The sequence below is a fragment of the Citrobacter sp. T1.2D-1 genome, from assembly GCF_950098555.1.
Classification (GTDB): Bacteria; Pseudomonadota; Gammaproteobacteria; order Enterobacterales; family Enterobacteriaceae; genus Citrobacter_A; species Citrobacter_A telavivensis.
Window position 1 is genome coordinate 222898 of record NZ_CATNHH010000002.1, and the last position, 18683, is coordinate 241580.

The 18683-nt window shown below is 48.1% G+C and carries 21 protein-coding genes; 14 read left to right on the forward strand and 7 right to left on the reverse strand.

The genetic code is table 11. From position 1 onward, the window contains the following. The first annotated feature begins 15 nt into the window (after positions 1 to 15). The 5 genes from QQZ17_RS04600 to QQZ17_RS04620 are packed head-to-tail and all read left to right on the forward strand — an operon-like array spanning position 16 to position 4995. Positions 16 to 888, forward strand: coding sequence for a carbohydrate ABC transporter permease (locus QQZ17_RS04600; protein ID WP_152406360.1), 873 nt, complete (start codon positions 16 to 18; stop codon positions 886 to 888). Beyond that, on the forward strand, positions 878 to 1765 hold the full coding sequence (locus QQZ17_RS04605) for a carbohydrate ABC transporter permease (RefSeq protein ID WP_152405190.1): 888 nt from the start codon (positions 878 to 880) through the stop codon (positions 1763 to 1765). Before QQZ17_RS04600 ends, QQZ17_RS04605 begins: the two co-directional genes overlap by 11 nt. A gap of 11 nt (positions 1766 to 1776) precedes the next feature. Beyond that, the gene (locus QQZ17_RS04610; protein ID WP_152405191.1) at positions 1777 to 2613 is read left to right on the forward strand and encodes a phosphodiesterase; all 837 of its coding nucleotides are present in this window, start codon (positions 1777 to 1779) and stop codon (positions 2611 to 2613) included. Continuing rightward, complete coding sequence (locus QQZ17_RS04615; RefSeq protein WP_152405192.1) at positions 2607 to 3680, forward strand: ABC transporter ATP-binding protein; 1074 nt, start codon at positions 2607 to 2609, stop codon at positions 3678 to 3680. Before QQZ17_RS04610 ends, QQZ17_RS04615 begins: the two co-directional genes overlap by 7 nt. Continuing rightward, positions 3673 to 4995 carry an ABC transporter substrate-binding protein gene (locus tag QQZ17_RS04620; RefSeq protein ID WP_152405193.1) on the forward strand — a complete coding sequence of 441 codons (1323 nt, stop codon included), beginning with the start codon at positions 3673 to 3675 and terminating at the stop codon, positions 4993 to 4995. Before QQZ17_RS04615 ends, QQZ17_RS04620 begins: the two co-directional genes overlap by 8 nt. Before the next feature lie 127 nt (positions 4996 to 5122). On the opposite strand, the gene QQZ17_RS04625 is transcribed toward QQZ17_RS04620, so the two are convergent. Further along, positions 5123 to 5503 (reverse strand): winged helix-turn-helix transcriptional regulator, encoded by a 381-nt coding sequence (locus tag QQZ17_RS04625; protein ID WP_187696620.1) that lies wholly within the window; start codon positions 5501 to 5503, stop codon positions 5123 to 5125. A 122-nt stretch (positions 5504 to 5625) separates the two neighbouring features. On the opposite strand from QQZ17_RS04625, the gene QQZ17_RS04630 reads away from it, so the two are divergent. Next, positions 5626 to 6369: an SDR family oxidoreductase gene (locus QQZ17_RS04630; protein WP_152405194.1), complete on the forward strand. Its 744-nt coding sequence runs from the start codon at positions 5626 to 5628 to the stop codon at positions 6367 to 6369. A gap of 70 nt (positions 6370 to 6439) precedes the next feature. On the opposite strand, the gene QQZ17_RS04635 is transcribed toward QQZ17_RS04630, so the two are convergent. Continuing rightward, the gene (locus tag QQZ17_RS04635; RefSeq protein WP_152405195.1) at positions 6440 to 6784 is read right to left on the reverse strand and encodes a DUF1294 domain-containing protein; all 345 of its coding nucleotides are present in this window, start codon (positions 6782 to 6784) and stop codon (positions 6440 to 6442) included. A 232-nt stretch (positions 6785 to 7016) separates the two neighbouring features. Here QQZ17_RS04635 and QQZ17_RS04640 point away from each other — a divergent pair, with 232 nt between their 5' ends. Together QQZ17_RS04640 and QQZ17_RS04645 are read left to right on the forward strand one after the other, a co-directional pair. After that, on the forward strand, positions 7017 to 7706 hold the full coding sequence (locus QQZ17_RS04640; protein WP_152405196.1) for a helix-turn-helix transcriptional regulator: 690 nt from the start codon (positions 7017 to 7019) through the stop codon (positions 7704 to 7706). Positions 7707 to 7776: 70 nt separating this feature from the next. Next, positions 7777 to 8523: an SDR family NAD(P)-dependent oxidoreductase gene (locus tag QQZ17_RS04645; protein WP_152405197.1), complete on the forward strand. Its 747-nt coding sequence runs from the start codon at positions 7777 to 7779 to the stop codon at positions 8521 to 8523. A 273-nt stretch (positions 8524 to 8796) separates the two neighbouring features. On the opposite strand, the gene QQZ17_RS04650 is transcribed toward QQZ17_RS04645, so the two are convergent. Further along, complete coding sequence (locus QQZ17_RS04650; protein ID WP_152405198.1) at positions 8797 to 9246, reverse strand: cell envelope integrity TolA C-terminal domain-containing protein; 450 nt, start codon at positions 9244 to 9246, stop codon at positions 8797 to 8799. A 381-nt stretch (positions 9247 to 9627) separates the two neighbouring features. Here QQZ17_RS04650 and QQZ17_RS04655 point away from each other — a divergent pair, with 381 nt between their 5' ends. After that, positions 9628 to 10989, forward strand: a complete 1362-nt coding sequence (locus QQZ17_RS04655; RefSeq protein ID WP_152405199.1) for a YncE family protein — start codon at positions 9628 to 9630, stop codon at positions 10987 to 10989. Positions 10990 to 11308: 319 nt separating this feature from the next. Here the strand turns inward: QQZ17_RS04655 and QQZ17_RS04660 are convergent, their stop codons facing one another. After that, positions 11309 to 12025, reverse strand: coding sequence for a YebC/PmpR family DNA-binding transcriptional regulator (locus QQZ17_RS04660; protein ID WP_152405200.1), 717 nt, complete (start codon positions 12023 to 12025; stop codon positions 11309 to 11311). A gap of 344 nt (positions 12026 to 12369) precedes the next feature. Then, on the reverse strand, positions 12370 to 12696 hold the full coding sequence (locus QQZ17_RS04665) for a winged helix-turn-helix transcriptional regulator (RefSeq protein WP_152405201.1): 327 nt from the start codon (positions 12694 to 12696) through the stop codon (positions 12370 to 12372). 90 nt (positions 12697 to 12786) lie between these two features. On the opposite strand from QQZ17_RS04665, the gene QQZ17_RS04670 reads away from it, so the two are divergent. From QQZ17_RS04670 to QQZ17_RS04680, 3 genes are all read left to right on the forward strand, one after another. Continuing rightward, positions 12787 to 13113, forward strand: a complete 327-nt coding sequence (locus tag QQZ17_RS04670) for a nuclear transport factor 2 family protein (RefSeq protein ID WP_152405202.1) — start codon at positions 12787 to 12789, stop codon at positions 13111 to 13113. Further along, positions 13113 to 13892, forward strand: a complete 780-nt coding sequence (locus tag QQZ17_RS04675) for an SDR family oxidoreductase (protein ID WP_152405203.1) — start codon at positions 13113 to 13115, stop codon at positions 13890 to 13892. The genes QQZ17_RS04670 and QQZ17_RS04675 overlap by 1 nt, the downstream gene beginning before the upstream one ends. A gap of 379 nt (positions 13893 to 14271) precedes the next feature. Continuing rightward, positions 14272 to 15231: a hypothetical protein gene (locus QQZ17_RS04680; protein WP_152405204.1), complete on the forward strand. Its 960-nt coding sequence runs from the start codon at positions 14272 to 14274 to the stop codon at positions 15229 to 15231. Between the two features lie 339 nt (positions 15232 to 15570). On the opposite strand, the gene QQZ17_RS04685 is transcribed toward QQZ17_RS04680, so the two are convergent. Both QQZ17_RS04685 and QQZ17_RS04690 read right to left on the reverse strand, forming a co-directional pair. Further along, a complete protein-coding gene (locus QQZ17_RS04685; protein WP_284554113.1) occupies positions 15571 to 16155 on the reverse strand; it encodes a dihydrofolate reductase family protein in 585 nt (194 codons plus the stop codon). A gap of 359 nt (positions 16156 to 16514) precedes the next feature. Further along, complete coding sequence (locus QQZ17_RS04690) at positions 16515 to 17471, reverse strand: sensor domain-containing diguanylate cyclase (RefSeq protein WP_152405206.1); 957 nt, start codon at positions 17469 to 17471, stop codon at positions 16515 to 16517. Between the two features lie 371 nt (positions 17472 to 17842). On the opposite strand from QQZ17_RS04690, the gene QQZ17_RS04695 reads away from it, so the two are divergent. Further along, positions 17843 to 18103: a hypothetical protein gene (locus QQZ17_RS04695; protein ID WP_152405207.1), complete on the forward strand. Its 261-nt coding sequence runs from the start codon at positions 17843 to 17845 to the stop codon at positions 18101 to 18103. Further along, complete coding sequence (locus QQZ17_RS04700; RefSeq protein ID WP_152405208.1) at positions 18103 to 18339, forward strand: hypothetical protein; 237 nt, start codon at positions 18103 to 18105, stop codon at positions 18337 to 18339. Before QQZ17_RS04695 ends, QQZ17_RS04700 begins: the two co-directional genes overlap by 1 nt. Positions 18340 to 18683: the final 344 nt, after the last annotated feature.

Sequence of the window (18683 nt, forward strand, 5' to 3'; positions counted from 1 at the left end):
AGCCCGCAGATGATGATGAAAAAGAACTGGCTTCCCTGGCTTATCCTGTCGCCTTCACTGCTTTTTTTACTGCTGTTTACCTGGTTCCCGCTGATTCGTTCAGTGTATGACAGCCTGTTTGATACACGCATGGCAACCGACGAGGCCCCCTACGTCGGCGCAGGGAATTTCATCCGTCTGTTTGAAGACAGCGTCTTCTGGCAGTCGCTGGTGAACAACCTGATTTACATCGCCCTGACGGTTATCCCCGGAGTGGCACTGGCTTTGCTGCTGGCCGTTGCGTTATGGGAAAACCACCGCGTCAATCGCTGGCTACGCACCGCTTTTTTCTTCCCGATGATTATTCCCATGGTCAGCGCGGCGGCGATTTGGCTGTTCATCTTTATGCCGGGAATGGGAATGTTCGACTACTACCTGGCGAAGCTGTTCGGCCCCATGAATAACAACTGGCTGGGTCGCAGCAACAGCGCGCTGTATGCCCTGACGCTGATTGGTGTATGGAAATTCGCCGGCTATTACATGTTGTTCTTTCTGGCGGGGTTACAGAGCATTCCGCAGTCGGCACGCGAAGCCGCGATGATGGAAGGCGCCACCCCGACACAGATATTTTTTAAGGTGACGCTACCTCTGCTACGACCGACGCTGAGCTTCGTGATCACAACGGCGCTGATTTATGCCATTACGCAGATAGACCATGTCGCCGTCATGACCCGCGGCGGGCCGGATAACGCCACCAGCGTACTGCTTTATTACATCCAGAATCTCGCCTGGGATACCCACGATCTGGGCAAAGCCTCCGCCGCCACGTTTCTGACGCTGGCAGGACTGTTTGTCTTCTCCTTTTTTAACCTGAAGCTACTGGAGCGAGGAGCGCATCATGAGCGTTGAGATCTCCCCTGCCATTCCCAGAACGCAACGCGCCACGCGACCGCTGTGGCTACGCCTGCGTCAGTCCAGGAAAGTCACGCTGGGTGCGCTGATGACCTGCCTGGCGCTGCTGTGGGTGAGCCCTTTCCTGTGGATGCTGTCCTCGGCGTTTAGCGCCACGACCTTTGGGGAAGGAATGGCCTCCGTACTGCCGCGCTTCCCGTTAACGCTTGATAACTTTCGCGATGCCTGGGCCAGCGCAAACTGGTTCAGCCTGTACGCTAACACGCTGATCTTCGCGTTTGGCACCTTCGCCGTACAGCTACTGACCATCACCACCGCCGGATACGTTTTTGCCTGCCACGAATTTCGCGGCAAGCAAACGCTTTTTCTGCTGTTTCTTGTTCAGTTGATGATCATGCCCGTCGTGATGATGGTGCCGAACATGATGACGTTGAAAACCTTCGGTCTTCTTAACACGCTGACCGGCGTGATGATGCCCTATTTCACATCGGCATTCGGCGTGTTCCTGATGCGCCAGGCGTTCCTTGCCATTCCAAAAGAGCTGGAGGAAGCGGCGTTGATGGAAGGTTGCCGGTGGTGGCAGGTGCTTTACCGCGTCCTGCTGCCGATGTCATGGCCGTCAGTGCTGGCGTTCGCCACCGTCAGCATTACCTATCACTGGAACGAGTATTTATGGCCTCTCATGATGCTTAACGACCCTGACAAGCAGGTGCTGACCGTCGGCCTCGTCTCCTTTGCGATGGGCGCGGAATCGGGCGGACAGTGGGGAACCATTGGCGCAGGAACGCTAATGGTCTGTCTGCCGCTTATGGTGGCCTTTATCGCCTTTCAGAAACAGTTTCTGAGAAGCTTCGGTTTTTCAGGTATTAAATAAGGAGTGATTTCATGCTGTTAGCCCATATTAGCGACACCCATTTCCGCGGTCACGTCCAGAAGCTCTACGGTTTTATCGACGTTAACGCCGGAAATGCAGACGTGGTTTCCCAGTTGAATGCGCTGCGTGAACGTCCGCATGCCGTTATCGTCAGCGGAGATATCGTTAACTGTGGCCGCCCGGAGGAGTATCGCATTGCCCGCCAGATCCTCGGCGCGCTCCACTACCCGCTGCTGCTGATCCCGGGGAACCATGATGATAAGGCGCATTTTCTTGAATATCTGCACCCGCTGTGTCCACAACTGGGCACCGACCCGCAAAATATGCGTTATGCCGTCGATGATTTCGCGACTCGCCTGCTGTTTATTGACTCCAGCCTTGCGGGTCATTCGAAAGGCTGGTTAACCGAAGAGACGCTAGCATGGCTGGAAGCCCAACTATTCAGCGCCGGTGATAAGCCAACTGCCGTCTTTATGCACCACCCGCCGCTGCCGTTGGGAAATGCTCAGATGGATCCGATCGCCTGTGAAAATGGTCATCGTCTGCTGGCACTGGTGGAACGCTTCCCTTCGCTTATCCGCATCTTCTGCGGTCATAACCATAATCTGACGATGACGCAGTATCGTCAGGCGACCATCACCACGCTTCCCGCGACGGTTCATCAGGTGCCCTACTGCCATGAAGATACACGTCCCTATTACGACATGTCACCGCCGTCCTGCCTGATGCATCGTCAGGTGGGAGAGCACTGGGTGAGCTACCAGCACTCGCTGGCGCACTACGCCGGGCCATGGCTGTATGACGAGAATACCAGTTGCCCAACGGATGAGTACTCATCACCATGTTAAGACTGAATAATGTCAGCAAAACGTTTGACGGCAAACCGGCGCTGAACTCGCTGTCTCTGGATATTGCCGAAGGGGAATTCGTGGTGCTGGTAGGCCCCTCCGGCTGCGGCAAAAGCACCCTGCTGCGTCTGCTTTCCGGACTGGAAAACGTCAGCGGAGGCGACATCTGGCTGCAGGAAGAGAACATCACCTTTCTCTCACCACGCGAACGCAACTTTGCGATGATTTTCCAGAACTATGCGCTGTTTCCGCATCTGTCGGTGCGTGACAACATTACCTTCGGGATGAAAATTCGCAAAGAGGATAAAGCCAGTTGGCAACCGCGGCTGGAACAGGTCTCCCGAATGCTGCAACTGGAGCCGCTACTCGATCGCAAACCGGCCAAACTCTCCGGCGGTCAGCGGCAGCGTGTGGCGATGGCGCGTGCAATTGTGCGCAATCCGCGACTTTTTCTCATGGACGAACCGCTCTCCAACCTTGACGCGCGCCTGCGTAGCGAGGTTCGCGATAGCATTATGGCGCTGCATCAACAGCTCAGGACCAGCACCATCTACGTTACGCACGATCAGACCGAAGCCATGTCGATGGCCGATCGTATCGTCGTGATGAACAATGGTTACGTGCAGCAGGTCGGTCGCCCTGAACATCTCTACGCCAGCCCGGCAAACCTGTTCGTCGCCGGTTTCATCGGCTCTCCCGCAATGAACCTCCTCCTTCTGCCTTGCCAGAACGGTCAGGTACAACTCGGTGATATCAGACATCCGCTGCCACCGCTGTCGCGTGACGAAACGCAGGTCTGGCTGGGGATACGCCCTGAACACATCACTGACAGACCGACTGACGGGCTGTACGCCCTGCCCGCCACGGTAATGCAACGAGAACTGATGGGGGCAGATTATCTGCTCCACGTCAGCACGCCTGTCGGCACACTGCGCTACAGCCGCCGCCATCGCGGCACCGTGCCCGAAAAAGGCGATACGCTTACCCTCGGTTTTTCACCGTCGGATCTTCATCTTTTTCATGCTGAGAAACAGCACAATTTACTCCAGGAGATTGACCATGTTTAAGCCCCTGAATACGAAATTGCAGGCGCTCGCCCTAAGCGGCGCGCTGGCCTTTAGCGGGTCTGCGTTGGCGAAAGAAAAAATCGATTTTATGTTTCCCGCCCCCGTCGATGGCAAACTGACCATGGAGATGACCCGGGTCATCAACGTATTCAATGAATCACAACAGGATGTCGAAGTACGGGGCATTTTTACCGGCAACTATGACACCACCAAGATCAAAGCCGAATCCGCGCAAAAGGCGGGACAACCGCCCGCGCTGGTCATCATGTCCGCCAACTTCACCACCGACCTGGCGTTAAAAGATGAAATCCTGCCGATGGACGAGCTGTTCAGGTTCGGTAATCAAAAAGCGGGGCCATTTTTGCTTAACGAGTTCTGGCCCGCCATGCATAAGAACGCTCAGGTGATGGGCGTGACTTACGCGATCCCGTTCCATAACTCCACGCCAATTCTGTATTATAACAAAGCGTTATTTGACCAGGCGGGTATCAAACAACCGCCGCAAACCTGGGCTGAACTGCAGGCTGACGCGAAAAAATTAACCGACGAAAGCAAGGGTCAGTGGGGGATCATGTTGCCATCGACCAATGACGATTACGGCGGCTGGATTTTCTCGGCGCTGGTTCGCGCCAATGGCGGTAAATATTTCAATGAAGACTATCCCGGCGAAGTGTATTACAACGCCCCCTCCACCATTGGCGCCCTGCGTTTCTGGCAGGATTTGATCTATCAGGACAAGGTGATGCCTTCTGGTGTCCTGAACTCAAAACAGATCAGCGCCGCCTTCTTTTCGGGGAAAGTTGGAATGGCAATGCTGAGCACCGGCGCACTGGGCTTTATGCGTGAAAATACCAAAGACTTTGAGCTTGGCGTCGCCATGCTGCCGGCAAAAGAGCAACGTGCGGTGCCGATTGGCGGTGCCAGCCTGGTGAGTTTTAAAGGCATTTCAGACGCGCAGAAAAAAGCGGCATATCAGTTTCTGAGCTGGCTGGTCAGCCCGCAGGTGAACGGAGAATGGAGTCGCTTTACCGGCTACTTCTCGCCGCGTAAAGCCGCGTATGACACACCAGAAATGAAAGCGTACATGCAGCAGGATCCCCGTGCGGCCATCGCCCTTGAGCAGCTGAAATATGCCCATCCCTGGTACTCCACCTATGAAACGGTCGCCGTACGTAAAGCGATGGAAAACCAGCTGGCGGCCGTTGTCAACGATCCAAAAGTGACGCCGGAAGAGGCAGTTAAAACGGCCCAACAGGAAGCCGATACGCTAATGAAGCCCTACGTTGATAAAAGCGCGCTGGCAGAAGTGAAATAGCTTATTACGCATCGTGTCATTGTGGACAGGCCGACATTACTTTGGCCGATGATACGGTTTTTGTTCCACGGTGACATGTTCATACTCAACTCTCCTGCCGTATGGGAGCGTTGAGTATGGCTATCCCTCAAGAACGAGTCGCTGACGTCCTTTGTCCGTTTTTATTCATTGCGCTCGCGTTGGCAGTCATCCACTCAGCAAGAGAATCAAGTGTCGGACGCAACGATTTACCCAGCTCGGTTATTTCATACTCCACTCTCGGTGGAACTTCAGCGAACACTTTTCTGTTAACCAACCCGCGAGCCTCAAACTGTCGCAACTGACGAGTCAGTTCTTTCTGAGTGATAGGTCTGACTGCTCGTTGTAGCTCACTGAAACGAACAGGTTCGCCTAATACAATCAAACGATAAAGGATTGGGATCGCCCACTTACCGGCTATCAGATTCACAAAACTGACCATCGGGCATCCTGTATTACTCTCAGCTAACGTCGAAATATTCTGTGTCATAGGGCTCCCGGTCTCACTTCATTGCATCCCATAAGGTTCCTTAGTATCCAAATGGTGCCTACTTTCCAAAGGATACTAAAGGATAAATAATTACTCCACGAATAATACGTGGGGGTAGGAAAATGGGCAGACTTGAAGGCAAGTACGCACTGATTACCGGTGGTACTAGCGGTATTGGTTTAGAGACGGCACGTCAGTTTCTGGCAGAAGGAGCAAAGGTTGCCATCACCGGTCGTAGTGAAAAAAAACTACTGGAGGCCAAAAAAGAGTTAAGTGATGTGGCTATTTTTCGCATTGAGGCAGGCGACATCCCTCAACAAACTCACTTAGCAACGGCGTTACAGGCGCGATGGCCGAAACTTGATATTTTATATATAAACGCAGGCGATGTTACACATAAGCCACTGGAATCCTGGGATGAGCAGGCTTACGATGCGCTGATGAATACCAATCTTAAGGGCCCATTCTTCCTGATCAAAGCCCTGCTTCCTATGCTTTCTAACCCGTCCTCCGTCATTGTTTGTGGCTCAGTCAGCGCGCGGATTGGTTTTCCACAAAGTAGTGCTTACGCTGCAAGTAAAGCCGCAATACTCTCTCTGGCACGAACACTTTCTGCAGAGCTTCACCCGCGCGGAGTCCGTGTAAATGGCTTAAGTCCCGGACCGACTGAAACACCGGCATTGAACAACGTTGGGGGCGGCGTGGACGAAGATAAGCTCCGGGAAGAAATTCGCGCTCTGGTACCCATCGGACGTTTAGGCACCCCCTATGAATTGGCTAAGGCCGCCGTTTTCCTTGCTTCTGATGAGTCTTCATTCGTCGTTGGTACTGAGCTACTGGTTGATGGTGGCGTGGGTAATCTATAGCTGAGTAGCCTGGCAGTGGTCTGGTAGAAAGGTTATCAGGCCACAATGCGCAGGGAGCAAAAGCAAACGCTCAGGAAGAAGCAAAGGGATAAAGCTGATACACCGCCACCATCACTGAGACACTCAATATCACGCTGACGATGAAATAGGTTTTGAATGGCTGCTTTTGTGTTTTATGCCGGAAGAGTTGTTGACCCACCATCGCGCCAGGCCACCCTCCCACAACACCAAACACCAACAGAGTGGATTCCGGCACTCTGCGCCAGGCCTTACGCGCCGCCATTTTATCCACGCCATAAATCACCAGCGTCAGTATGTTGGCGAGCAGGAACCAGATAGCAACGGGATGTGAGGTAAAGATGCTGCCGATAGCCGAGAAGATCAGGAGCAAATAACAAAAGCGATTGAGATTCATAGTTCGTGGCACAGTCGATTTTAGCGTGTATAGAGGCGGCATTATACGCAGTAAAGACACGGGGCCAAAACCCCGGAACAAGTCTCTGAGTAAGTATGGCTTTGGGCGGTTATGCGCGATATTAATCAACGGGGGGCAGATCAACTTAGGCAGGTACACTTGCTTTGTACTAAGATGCCTATTCAACAGGTGCTTTAAGATATCGTCTTAGTATCAAGATGGATTTATCAACATGACCAGAACAGAAAGGCTTCTCGAATTACTACAGATATTAAGGGCGCAAAGATATCCAATCACGGCATCCACTCTTGCAGAAAGATTAGAAATAAATGTACGCTCCCTTTACAGAGATATAAAAACGCTACAGCAACAGGGAGTGTGCATTGAAGGCGGCGCAGGAATTGGATACATCGTTAAGTCTGATTTTCATTTACCCCCCTTAAATCTTTCTCATGAAGAAATCAATGCTATTATACTTGGGCTAAATTGGGTATCTCATAATACGGATTATGATTTCAAAAATACCGCAAGAAATGCGCTTGCCAAAATACACGCCGTCATTCCCGGTGAATTAAAAAATCTTATTGAGAGCCAATCCTATCTGACCGGTCCTTCAGAAAACAATGAGATATTTTTTGAAGACATTCGTAATGCCATTAAAAATCGAAAGAGAGTCGAAATAAAGTATTGTGACAAGAAAGAGGTTTACTCTTCTCGAGTCATATGGCCCATCGCATTAGTATATATGGAGTCATGCTGGATTTTGGTTGCATGGTGTGAGATGAGAAATGATTTTCGTCATTTCAGAACTGACAAAATCGAAAAGATTGTGCAACTGGATTCCATGTATAGAGAAAACAGGACGGCTTTATTGAAAAAATGGAGAAAAAAAGAGGGGATCCGCGAGGGAAAAGAGTACTGACAAAAACTGTCACTGCTAATTTGTATACTACCCCAGATGTAAGACTCCATTCTACTTCATAGGGGGAATTATGACTTTTCAGAATAAAGTAGCGGTTATAACAGGAAGTACTACAGGTATAGGTGAGGCCGTCGCAGACCAATTACACAAACATGGCGCTAAGGTCGTCATTGTATCCCGCTCGTCAGCGCAGGCTAAACAAAAAGCGAAATGGTTATCTTCACAGGGACAACAAGCGATGGGGATCGGATGTGATGTGTCACAGCCTGAACAGGTACGGCAAATGATAGATGACGTTATCAAATATTTCGGCAGGCTTGATTATGCTGTAAACAATGCAGGCCTGACAGGTGAACATGGTAAAAATATCACAGAGCAGACAGTTGAAAACTGGGATAAAGTCATTGCCACCTCATTGAGCGGTATTTTTTACTGCCTAAAATATGAAATACCTCAGATGATGAAGTTTGGTGGTTCTATCGTTAATTTATCTGCAGTAAATGGCCTGGTTGGCATTCCTGGATTGGCGCCTTACACCGCGGCTAAGCATGGTATAATCGGTTTAACCCAAACCGCAGCGCTAGAGTTTGCCTGCCAGGGTATTCGAATCAATGCAGTCGCTCCGGGTTATGTCCAAACCCCACGGATGAATGAATTCCCTGAAAACATCGTACGCAGTTTCGCAAATAGCCACCCGATGAAAAGGATGGCAAAAATGCAAGAAATAGCAGACTTCATCTTGTTTTTGCTGTCAGACAGATCAGCGTTCTGTACCGGGGGCGTTTATCCAATTGATGGTGGGTATTTAGCTGAGTGACATTTACCTTAAATCATATTAAACCGAAATAATTGCCTCACCAGGGGGGTTGGTTCAATGGGAGCGATAAAATACCTATAGTTAGTGCTTCTGCTGTAGGGTCGGTAATAGCCACATTGCCAGAATCTATTAACTGGGGTATAGATCATCGGCTCTCCATTGGTTTATACATCATGCCATTAACAACCTCCGCTCCTGGCACTGAGCTGCCGTCGATAAGGTTTAAAGGGCAGCAGTGAGCGAGTAGCTGACACTGAAAGGGCTACTATGGTGCTAACCGCGCATATCGAAGCCGGATTTTTGAAAATCCCTATAGACTTCTGGATTGTTGAAGGCTGGAAATTTCGCTTTATGGGCTGCTGATTTTATCGCTTCGCAATAGGCTTTATTGCCGTTGCTGGTTGATATGTTCAAAGCCGTGCCATCCTGAGCAAATTCAATATGCAACCTGCATTTTTTCCCCTTCCAGTTTTGCGGCTCATCAAGTTTGGCATTTATTGCCGCCCTGATTGCCCGCGCTTTCGCACCCCATTCATCCTGATCATCCCAGCGTCCTGAACTGCAACTCCCCGTTGCCGTGGTCTTATGGCAGCCGGAAGGATGTAACGGCGCGCAACCCGCGGCCAGGCTAGCCACAATGGTCAGCATAACGATTTTCTTTACTGTTCCAGACGATCCCACTTCTTGCCCCTCAATCCATCTAAACCTCAGCAATGTTGGCATATTCTTCCGTCATTCCTGGCACCTTTTCAACCACTAATTATCGACATCAACTGGATGTTTCGAATGAGCCTTCTGAATATGTAGAGAGAGGAATAGGCTGCGATTTATTGCCTGATGATTGGCACAAGCCGTTTTTACGTCCGCTTCGGCTCACTGCCGCCCTCTTACCGGAAAATCGCCAACTCGCTCATCCGCGATACATAAACGCCTCACATTTAAGACATCATCAAGAATGGTAATGATAATTATTTGCATTGATATGGTATGTTGAATGCGCTTATAACAAGACATACTTCTCATGGCGGAAGATAAGACTCATCGCATGGGAAATAACCTGTGGCTGCGCTGAGATGCAGCATCAATACAATTTATGGAGATAAGATGAGAAGAATTTCAGTCCGTTCGGTGTTGTTGGCCTCCACTATTGCGATGGCAACCGCCACAACGGCATACGCCGATAGCCAGTGGGCAGCCGCCACCACTACCTTCCCTGGCAGTATCCGTGCAGGGTCACGGGACGTTCCTGTTAAGCCCGGAGATAAAACTGTCATAGCGATTAAGAGCCTGCAGGCGGGCACGACCGTCACCCTGCTGAATGGTGCGGAACTCCTGACACCGAAACCATTGACCGCCGACGAGAAGGGAAACCTCACTATTCCGCTAACAGTTCCGGTCGATGCTGCTACAGGCCTTCATCCACTCACTGTTATCACGCAAAATCCCGCGAGCGTTTCGCAGGTCATGTTGAAATTGTCCCAAATTGTTCCCCCGAAAAACACTGAGGCTTTCAGGCTGCAAAAAATTTCCGTCGGTGAGCGAGCTTACCAGTCGGCAATTTCAACCGACGGGAAGCTGTTCGTAACCTCTGCACGTGGCCCTAATGATGGTAGCCGCCTGATGAGACTGAACGCCGGAACGCTGACTGTCGAAGCGGAGGCTACGCTGCCTAAAGACAAAAAGGGTGAGCAGATTGGAGTCTTCGGCATCGGTGTTGATAATGTCCATAATCATATCTGGACAACGAACACGCTCGCCGAGACGGTGACCGTCTATGACGCAAAAACGCTTTCCGTCGTGAAAGTCTTCCCGGAGGGGTCGGTCGTACATCCACGCGATGTGATTATTGATGAAGCCCACAATCGGGCTTATGTCAGCGCAGCACTGACCGGTTTTATCGAGGTTTATGATACCAAAACGCTGGAACATATCGGTCAGATGGAGTTCGTGACGAACCGCGGCCGCGACCAGTTTTACAGTACAGACCTTGCCCTCGACAGTGCCGGTGGGAAACTCTACGGCGTCAGTCGCGATACGCCCTGGGTGGGCTGGATTGATCTCAAAACGGGCAAGAGTACGACGGTGAAAATACCTCAGGCGCAAGGTGCTACCGACATCGCTCGCGATCCAGAGACCGGCCGTCTTTACGTCGCTTCCCAGGAGACGAACAATGTCGTGGTTCTTGATGCGGACGGTAAGGTTCTCGCGGATACTTACATTGGGGCCGGGGGCGTATCTGTCGTCTGGGATCCCGTGACGTCACAGGTTTTCGCCGCCACGCGCGCAGGCGGAACCGTTGCTGTTCTGAACAAGGATGGCAAACTGGTCGCTAATATCCCGATGGATGATACGCCAAACCACCTGACCGCCGGGCCTGATGGTGCCGTTTATCTGGTGTCTATGTATGGGACTATCGGGGATAAAACGCAAACAGGCTCAGTGACGAAAATCACTCCCAAAAAATAACGGTTTAAAATCCGCTACGCAATTCGCGGGCAGGTCAGTCTGGCATTATTATTAACCCCCAACCGCCTTCGGGCTGGGGGTATTAACGTTGATTTTATATCGTCAACGCATTACGTTTTTCGCGCAGTCCCTTCTGTAATATATTCTTTTTCCGTTAATCACCAGAGTGTTAAGACCAGCAATTTCAATGAATATGATTTGTTTTAGAAGACAGTAATTTTATCTATTTTTTATAATCAACACATCGGGTTAGATATATTTTTATAACAACTTTATAAGTTAAAAAATCTGCCATAATGACAGATTTTTTGATTTCTAATTAGAGATTTGCAACGTTATGATATACTTTTTGAACATCATCGTCATCTTCAAGGGCATCAACAAGTCCTTCAAAGATTTCTAAATCTTCTGGCGAAAGTTCAACTTCTGATTGAGCAATCATCTCTAATTCTGTTGTTGAAAATTCGGTAATTCCAGCTGCTTTTAGCGCTGCAATGCCTTTGTGAAGGTCTGAGGATTCTGTATAAACAACAATGTTTCCTTCATCTTCGGTTACATCACGAACATTAACTTCTGCATCAAGCAAAATTTCAAAAATATGGTCAGGGTCTGTTCCTTTAAATACAATCACTCCAGTATTGTCAAACATATAGCTGACAGCACCTGCCGCTCCGATATTCCCGCCTTTTTTATTGAAAATTGAGCGAACATTAGCAATCGTACGGTTAACATTTGACGTCAACGTTTCAGCGATAATCATTGAACCATTGGGTCCAAAGCCTTCGTAACGTCCTTGTACGAACGTTTCATCGCCGCCACCTTTGGCTTTATCAATGGCTTTATCAATAACGTGTTTTGGGACTTGTGCTTGCTTCGCACGTTCAATAACGAATTTTAAAGATGAGTTTAATTCTGGGTCTGGTTCACCTTGTTTAGCAGCAGCATAGATTTCGACACCGAATTTTGCATATACTTTAGACGTCGCACCGTCTTTAGCCGTTTTTTTAGCAACAATATTGGCCCATTTACGTCCCACTGGAATGGTCTCCTCAAAAATTTATTTACATTACTGGCAGATTAATAACCTGCATTCTTTTCCGCCATATTATATCATGATATGTAAATTCTCGTCTATGAGAAATAAAAACATCCGCACCTCACAGAATGTTACTTTAATTTTATCAAAAGTTAACATTGTGGCTGATCTATTCCCGTATTTTCTTCTGGTTCGTTTGTTTTTATTCTCAATAATTGAACCGCAGCAAAAATACATAAGACAAGAGAGACAAAAGTGATAATCCAGACAGACACCGATTATTAACGTTGAGCGAAAGCAGACATCAGTGATTTTCACTCACTGCAAAAAGGCCCCGACGACAGCTAAACCTCGCGTTTTTCCGCCCATTTCAACATTGCATCAAGGGCCGGGCACAGCGCCTGCCCCCACTCGGTCAGGCGATATTCCACCTTCGGTGGCACTTGCGGGTACACCGTACGTGATACGATGCCGTCAGCTTCCAGTTGCCGCAGTTGCTGCGCCAGCATCTTCTGTGAAATACCGGGGATCAGTTTTTCAAAATCAGAATAGCGTTGTACCTTTCCATCGAACAGATGAAAAAGAATGATTAATTTCCAACGACCTTCCAACAGTCGCAGCACGTGCTCCACACCGCTTGCGGCAGATTCTGGAGTATATAACTTACTCATAATTCAGTGGCTCACTTTTTAGTGCGTACTTGTTAATTTCACAGTCTATGTTGAAAATGCCCGTACTGTAAATAACAGGAGTAAAGAGCCATGTCATTAGCCCTACCGCATGCTATTTCAGACTATTTCTCGATCAGTAACGGTGCAGATATTGCCAACGTTAAGCACTGTTTTACTGTTGATGCTGTCGTGACAGACGAAGGTAAAACTCACAAGGGACACGCAGCGATCGAGGCATGGCAACGTGCCGCACAGGCCGCGTTTGACTACAGCGTTGAGCCGGTTAAGTTTATCACTGAAGGTCACCGGGTGACGGTCACTTCAAACGTCGTCGGTAATTTTCCCGGCAGCCCGGTCACGCTTGAACATGTCTTCGGCCTGGTCGGCGACAAGATCAACACGCTGGAGATTATCTGATGTCGTTAGATCTTGATTTTCAGGATAAACGCATACTGGTTACTGCAGGTACCAAAGGCGTCGGCAAAGCGGTCGTTGAATTATTTAAGCAACTGGGTGCCAGGGTGTTAACCACCGCGCGTCATGTGCCCACAGAATGTTTCGCAGACGCCTTCGTAGCGGCGGACCTGACCACCGTCAACGGATGTGCCGTGGTAGTGGAAGCCGTTCACAAGCATCTGGGGGGTGTCGACGCCATCATCCATGTTGCTGGCGGTTCAACCTCGCCTGCCGGAGGCTTTGCCGCGCTGGGCGAAACAGAGTGGCAGCAGGAACTCAACCTGAATCTGTTACCCGCGGTGCGCTTAGATCGTGCGCTGTTGCCTGGGATGCTGGCGCAGGGTAGCGGGGTTATTATTCACGTGACATCTATCCAGCGTGAACTGCCGTTACCAGAATCAACCACCGGTTATGCGGCGGCAAAAGCTGCGCTGTCGGCGTACAGCAAAAGCCTGTCGAAAGAGGTATCCCCGAAAGGGATTCGTGTCGTGCGTGTTGCGCCCGGTTGGATCGAAACCGAAGCTTCAGTCGCGATGGCGCAGCGACTGGCGAAGCAGGCGGGAACGGATTACGAAGGCGGTAAGCAGATAATCATGAATGCTCTCGGTGGTATTCCTCTTGGTCGTCCGTCAAAGCCCATCGAGGTTGCGAAACTCATTTCCTTCCTTGCGTCATCTCATGCAGCCGCCATCACCGGCACCGAATATGTCATTGATGGTGGTACCATCCCAACGGTGTAATCATGCATCTTAATCAGCTCATATTATGAGCTGATTAAGATCAGCCAGAGGCAGAAAATAATTAATCATAATGTCCCTTTTAGCAAAAAGCTGGCACGCACTCTACGTTGAAGGTCCGCTGTGAGCGAGGTACGGACGTAAAACTGATTGAAAATTTTTGGAGAGAATGGTTTGATTAACCTAGGAAGAATTTACATCCGCCTGACGTTTCTCTACCAATAATGTTTTTTGTGTACAGCAACAAATACTCGAAAAATAGAAATCGACGAAGTGAATAAAATGGAGATATGATGGTTGTCCCAGAGTTTGTAAATGAAGATCGACAGTGGTTTTCTCCAAATAGCCAACCTACGTTTAACTAGAAAAAGAGTTATTCAATATGACTAATGAGAAAATTAATACAGAATCCTTCAAAAAACTTTTAGCTGAGTTTGATTCAAGTGATAATGCTAACTACAGATATTCGAATGAGAAATCCACCAAGCAGATTATCAAAGACATACGAGATGCTGTTTTATTTATTAAAAATGAAAGTGAAAATAAAAAATACAATGAACAATGGAACTCTTCCATTACGCTTAACACATTAGCCATTGTAGCAATATTGATATTTATATTTTCTACATCCAATAGCTCTGATTCTGAATTTATTGAAACACTAAAATTACCCGCATACATTATATCAATTATGTTATCAACAATATGGATCGGAATTAATATTGAAAGAACATTAATGTTCAAGGAGCTTTGGAAGTTCAAAACAACAAAAATCATACTATCCCTGTCATTCACAGGGTTAATTGTATATTGCACCGCTGAGGCATCCGCAATAATAAATGATGTATTTAATATTGATCCATCATTTTTTCCTTTTACAAGAAGTTTTCTTGTTGCTTATCTTTTCTTCAAAAAAATTTCTATTCTTGTTTACCTGCTGGCTATTGTAGGTGTTGTTTGCATAATAAATATCATTTCTTACTTTAAGTTAAAATGGGACGGAAATAGTGATTTTAGATTTCCCATTGGGGCACTCATTTATATAATCTTTACATGTATATTTAGTTACTTTGCTTTGGGGTGGGTTTATAGTAATTTCAATGATGATGTACTTAATAAAAAAGTATATTCATTAGCCCATCAACTGGATTTTAACCAAAAAAATCCGTGTTCAAATTTACAAGACTTTGAAGTAAGCGTGATTTTTCTTGGACCAAATCAGGAAAAAGTACTCGTTGACTTCAATAAAGAAGAAATGTTAACAGCCTCCAGTTTTCTTGAGGGGATATACTGGTACACATATGACAAAAACGAATTAAAGATCTTACAATGCTTACATTGATGAATGGTAAACAGCCCACATTGCTGTAAATATACCCTTTTTAGTTCTGTCCACTTTTTGAACTCCCGGCCAGATAATGTTGTAGTATGAGGCGAATGTCATGGTGTTGCTCAATAGTTGAGGAGCAAACTATTAACAGCGACGTCCGCTCCTGGCACTGTGCGGACCTTGCGGCACCTCAGGCAGTCAGCTCAGTGCCAGGAGCGGACGTTGCTGACCCTTAGATCTATTGTCAATTAGGGTGGAGCACATACCGCAAAACATCGATTGGCTACACATTCGCAGAAATGCAGCCGTTCGGAGGTTTTTTTCCTCTTACAGAATTATCAGAACCTTGCATTATTGATTTCGTTTCACCTCGTATCGCAGACACACTACGCCCGACGGGAAAACTTTACTATTCACCAGCATGAGTGAGGTTCTGTCTTTTATGTTTTTGAACAAGGGAATACCTTGCCCCAGCAGAATCGGATTGACGAATAGCCAATACTCATCAATAAGGTTTTCCACCATTAGCGAGTGAGTAGCTGAAGGACTGCCAAACATTAAAATTTCGCTGCCCTCGTTACGCTTGAGCTTGCTGATTTCGTCGCTTAAATTGCGACTGATAATTTGCGTATTAGGGTGATTTTTTTCCAACAGGGTTTTCGACAACACCACTTTGTGGGCAGATTTATACCAACGCGAATGCGCATGGTCATGCGGACTGGCGTCAGGCTTATCGGCAGCAGTTGGCCAGTACGACTCCATCATCTGGTAGGTGGTGCGCCCATATAAGGCGGTGTCGGTCTGTTGAATCCGCTGCTCCACGAATTCAAACAAATCGGGGCTTATGCTTATCCAGGCCAGACTCGCTGGGCCCTCAGCGGTAGAAGCTACAAAACCATCCAGCGACACATGGACAAAAGAAACTATTTTTCTCATGATTTTCTCTTTGATTAAGTTTTGATTACATAGCCTGTGAGGCCGCCAGGGTTTGGTTCCTACCTTCAATCGCACCAATTTTCTCCAATACCATCTTGCGTGCTTCCGCATCCGGAAAAAACAGACGTATCATCACTTTGGTTTGTCCATCCACCACTGATCACGCCGGAGATGGTGACGAAGGTATTCCTGTTATGGGGAGCAGTTCATGGGAGCACTGACTATATCGTCGAGTATTACCGCTCGCTAAGGCCGCACGAATATAACGGTGGGGTACCCTCAAACGAATCGGAAAACCGATACTGGAAAAACGCTAAATCGGTGGTTAGTTTAGTTGACCACGACAGATTTGCGGGTGCTTAGACATGCTTACGTCGTTTTGCTGAGTACATCACCTCGTCGCTTTCTTTCAGCATCTCCACCAGAGAGGGGTAACGAACCGGATCATTATGCAACATTCCATAAGAATAATTAATCGTATAGGGTTTCCCCGAGTGGTCGTTGTACTCATCCACACTTTTACGCACCCCTTTTAAAAAGGCACCAGTCCGGGATTTGTGAGTGACGAGAACGACGAATTCATCCCCTCCAATTCGTCCTGCGATATCTCCGGCGCTAAGATGCTGGCACAACAGAGCGGAGAATACTTTTAGCACCTCATCTCCTTCGGCATGCCCCCAGAGATCGTTAACAGGTTTGAATTTATCGAGATCCAAAAAGATAAGACTGAAAGGGACATTCGTCTGAGTAAGGGCCAGAAATCGCTTCTCCCCTGCATTGTAAAAACCACGATGATTGGGTATGCCTGTAAGACTGTCAGTCATGGCTATGCCCGTAACCTTAAATTCATCCTCAACTATAAATGCCAGGTCTCTGAGTGATGCAATATCATCGTCGTTGAAGGGCCGGGGAGAGGAATGTATCAAACAAAGTGTACCTGCAACCGCGCCATCAGGAAGATGCACGGGATAACCCGCATAGAATCTGATATAAGGTTCACCAATCACCAGAGGGTTATCATGAAAACGATCATCGCTAACCGCATCGTTAACAATAAATGGACCTTCCTGCAAAATGGCGTGGCCACAAAAGGAGACATTACGAGGCGTTTCACGAGTCCCCAACCCTTCGCATGCAAGCAACCACTGGCGCTCGCGATCAATCAGGCTAATCAGTGCAACTGGCACCTGAAAAAGTTTCTTTGCCAGACGAGTTAAACGGTCGAAACGCTCTTCAGAGCCTGTATCAAGAAGGTCTGCCAGATAAAGAGATTTTAATCGTTCTTCCTCATTTTCCGGGATGCCTGGAAATTTCATATAACCTCGAAGACATTAACATGTTTACGCCAGTCGTATTCAGGCGTACAGACGGAGTGAGTCTTTCCTATCATATGAATATAGCTCAAACAAAATCACCAGCCTGGTAGGGCATCCATACTTGAAGAAATATTATTGTATATCAATAAATAAGTGTCACTCTATCTGGTAAATACAGTCGGTAATGGGAAGAGCAATCCGCACGCGCTACCCCTGTTAAGCAACAAACGTTAAGCCATTCTGTTCTGGATAGTCCACTTTGTGCCAGAAGCAGACATCGTGACTGGAACAGGATCCCTGCTAAGATAACGCACTGATGAAAAAAGCATTCAATTGCCAGAAGTTGGCGAAGACAATGAAAGGGAGGCGTAATGTTTACCCCGGAGTTTATAAATGAAGAACGCGGCGAGTTTTTCCTTGTGGCCAACCACAGTCTTGAATCTCCGGAATCGATAGAACTCAGTATTGCGTACAATATTGCCAGAATATGCTGGGGACTATCGCAGTTGCCACCGCACATTCAAACTTGCCGGGTAGTCTATGACATCAGAGGGCAATCCATCCCTGACCAGGTTCAGGCCCAGGTCAGGCAAGCGCTTGAGCAGGTAGCAATTGTGGAGTTTAAAAGCTGATGGGACTTCAGTTAATTATCAAAGCAGAACGTAACAAGATAGAAAAAGCATTGGGATCGCTGACATCAGAATGTGAAATATTTCCGGTCGCTGAAGGCTTTTTCGGTATTTCCATTCCGGAGCGCAGTCTCTTATCCGCAGGTGAAGCTGCCGTTCTAAAAAAACTTGAACCACTCGCACGTTTTGACCTGTGGCAGGGAGCCTGGCAAGAACCCAAGCGACGTTGGCTTTGGTGAGATTCTTGTCCGCCCACATTCAGTTTACTTTTTCTTCTGATCCCACCTGAAAGACAACATCTTGAATTCCCACACCATGTTGTATCTCCATCGGATATCCTCCGGCCTTGGTTCTGTAGTGGTCAGCCATGAGCGAGATATAGTCATTCGTACCCTGAGAATTACACTTTGAAGTGATTCAGGGTATGCGCTTACTGGTTACGAATATTGAGCGAGAATCATGTGATGATCGCCGCTTTTCTTTCGAGCCAGTAGGTGCTCCACGTTCGCTAACGAATACTCAGGGCATGCAGATAAACTGCTGGCTATATTTCTTTCGAAGAGCGTGGAATGCATACCAATCC

Bases quoted from the DNA above. Each gene is read 5' to 3' on its own strand.
- QQZ17_RS04600 (WP_152406360.1), top strand. From the start codon at position 16: ATGAAAAAGAACTGGCTTCCCTGGCTTATCCTGTCGCCTTCACTGCTT.
- QQZ17_RS04605 (WP_152405190.1), top strand. From the start codon at position 878: ATGAGCGTTGAGATCTCCCCTGCCATTCCCAGAACGCAACGCGCCACG.
- QQZ17_RS04610 (WP_152405191.1), top strand. From the start codon at position 1,777: ATGCTGTTAGCCCATATTAGCGACACCCATTTCCGCGGTCACGTCCAG.
- QQZ17_RS04615 (WP_152405192.1), top strand. From the start codon at position 2,607: ATGTTAAGACTGAATAATGTCAGCAAAACGTTTGACGGCAAACCGGCG.
- QQZ17_RS04620 (WP_152405193.1), top strand. From the start codon at position 3,673: ATGTTTAAGCCCCTGAATACGAAATTGCAGGCGCTCGCCCTAAGCGGC.
- QQZ17_RS04625 (WP_187696620.1), bottom strand. From the start codon at position 5,503: ATGACACAGAATATTTCGACGTTAGCTGAGAGTAATACAGGATGCCCG.
- QQZ17_RS04630 (WP_152405194.1), top strand. From the start codon at position 5,626: ATGGGCAGACTTGAAGGCAAGTACGCACTGATTACCGGTGGTACTAGC.
- QQZ17_RS04635 (WP_152405195.1), bottom strand. From the start codon at position 6,784: ATGAATCTCAATCGCTTTTGTTATTTGCTCCTGATCTTCTCGGCTATC.
- QQZ17_RS04640 (WP_152405196.1), top strand. From the start codon at position 7,017: ATGACCAGAACAGAAAGGCTTCTCGAATTACTACAGATATTAAGGGCG.
- QQZ17_RS04645 (WP_152405197.1), top strand. From the start codon at position 7,777: ATGACTTTTCAGAATAAAGTAGCGGTTATAACAGGAAGTACTACAGGT.
- QQZ17_RS04650 (WP_152405198.1), bottom strand. From the start codon at position 9,246: ATGCCAACATTGCTGAGGTTTAGATGGATTGAGGGGCAAGAAGTGGGA.
- QQZ17_RS04655 (WP_152405199.1), top strand. From the start codon at position 9,628: ATGAGAAGAATTTCAGTCCGTTCGGTGTTGTTGGCCTCCACTATTGCG.
- QQZ17_RS04665 (WP_152405201.1), bottom strand. From the start codon at position 12,696: ATGAGTAAGTTATATACTCCAGAATCTGCCGCAAGCGGTGTGGAGCAC.
- QQZ17_RS04670 (WP_152405202.1), top strand. From the start codon at position 12,787: ATGTCATTAGCCCTACCGCATGCTATTTCAGACTATTTCTCGATCAGT.
- QQZ17_RS04675 (WP_152405203.1), top strand. From the start codon at position 13,113: ATGTCGTTAGATCTTGATTTTCAGGATAAACGCATACTGGTTACTGCA.
- QQZ17_RS04680 (WP_152405204.1), top strand. From the start codon at position 14,272: ATGACTAATGAGAAAATTAATACAGAATCCTTCAAAAAACTTTTAGCT.
- QQZ17_RS04685 (WP_284554113.1), bottom strand. From the start codon at position 16,155: ATGAGAAAAATAGTTTCTTTTGTCCATGTGTCGCTGGATGGTTTTGTA.
- QQZ17_RS04690 (WP_152405206.1), bottom strand. From the start codon at position 17,471: ATGAAATTTCCAGGCATCCCGGAAAATGAGGAAGAACGATTAAAATCT.
- QQZ17_RS04695 (WP_152405207.1), top strand. From the start codon at position 17,843: ATGTTTACCCCGGAGTTTATAAATGAAGAACGCGGCGAGTTTTTCCTT.
- QQZ17_RS04700 (WP_152405208.1), top strand. From the start codon at position 18,103: ATGGGACTTCAGTTAATTATCAAAGCAGAACGTAACAAGATAGAAAAA.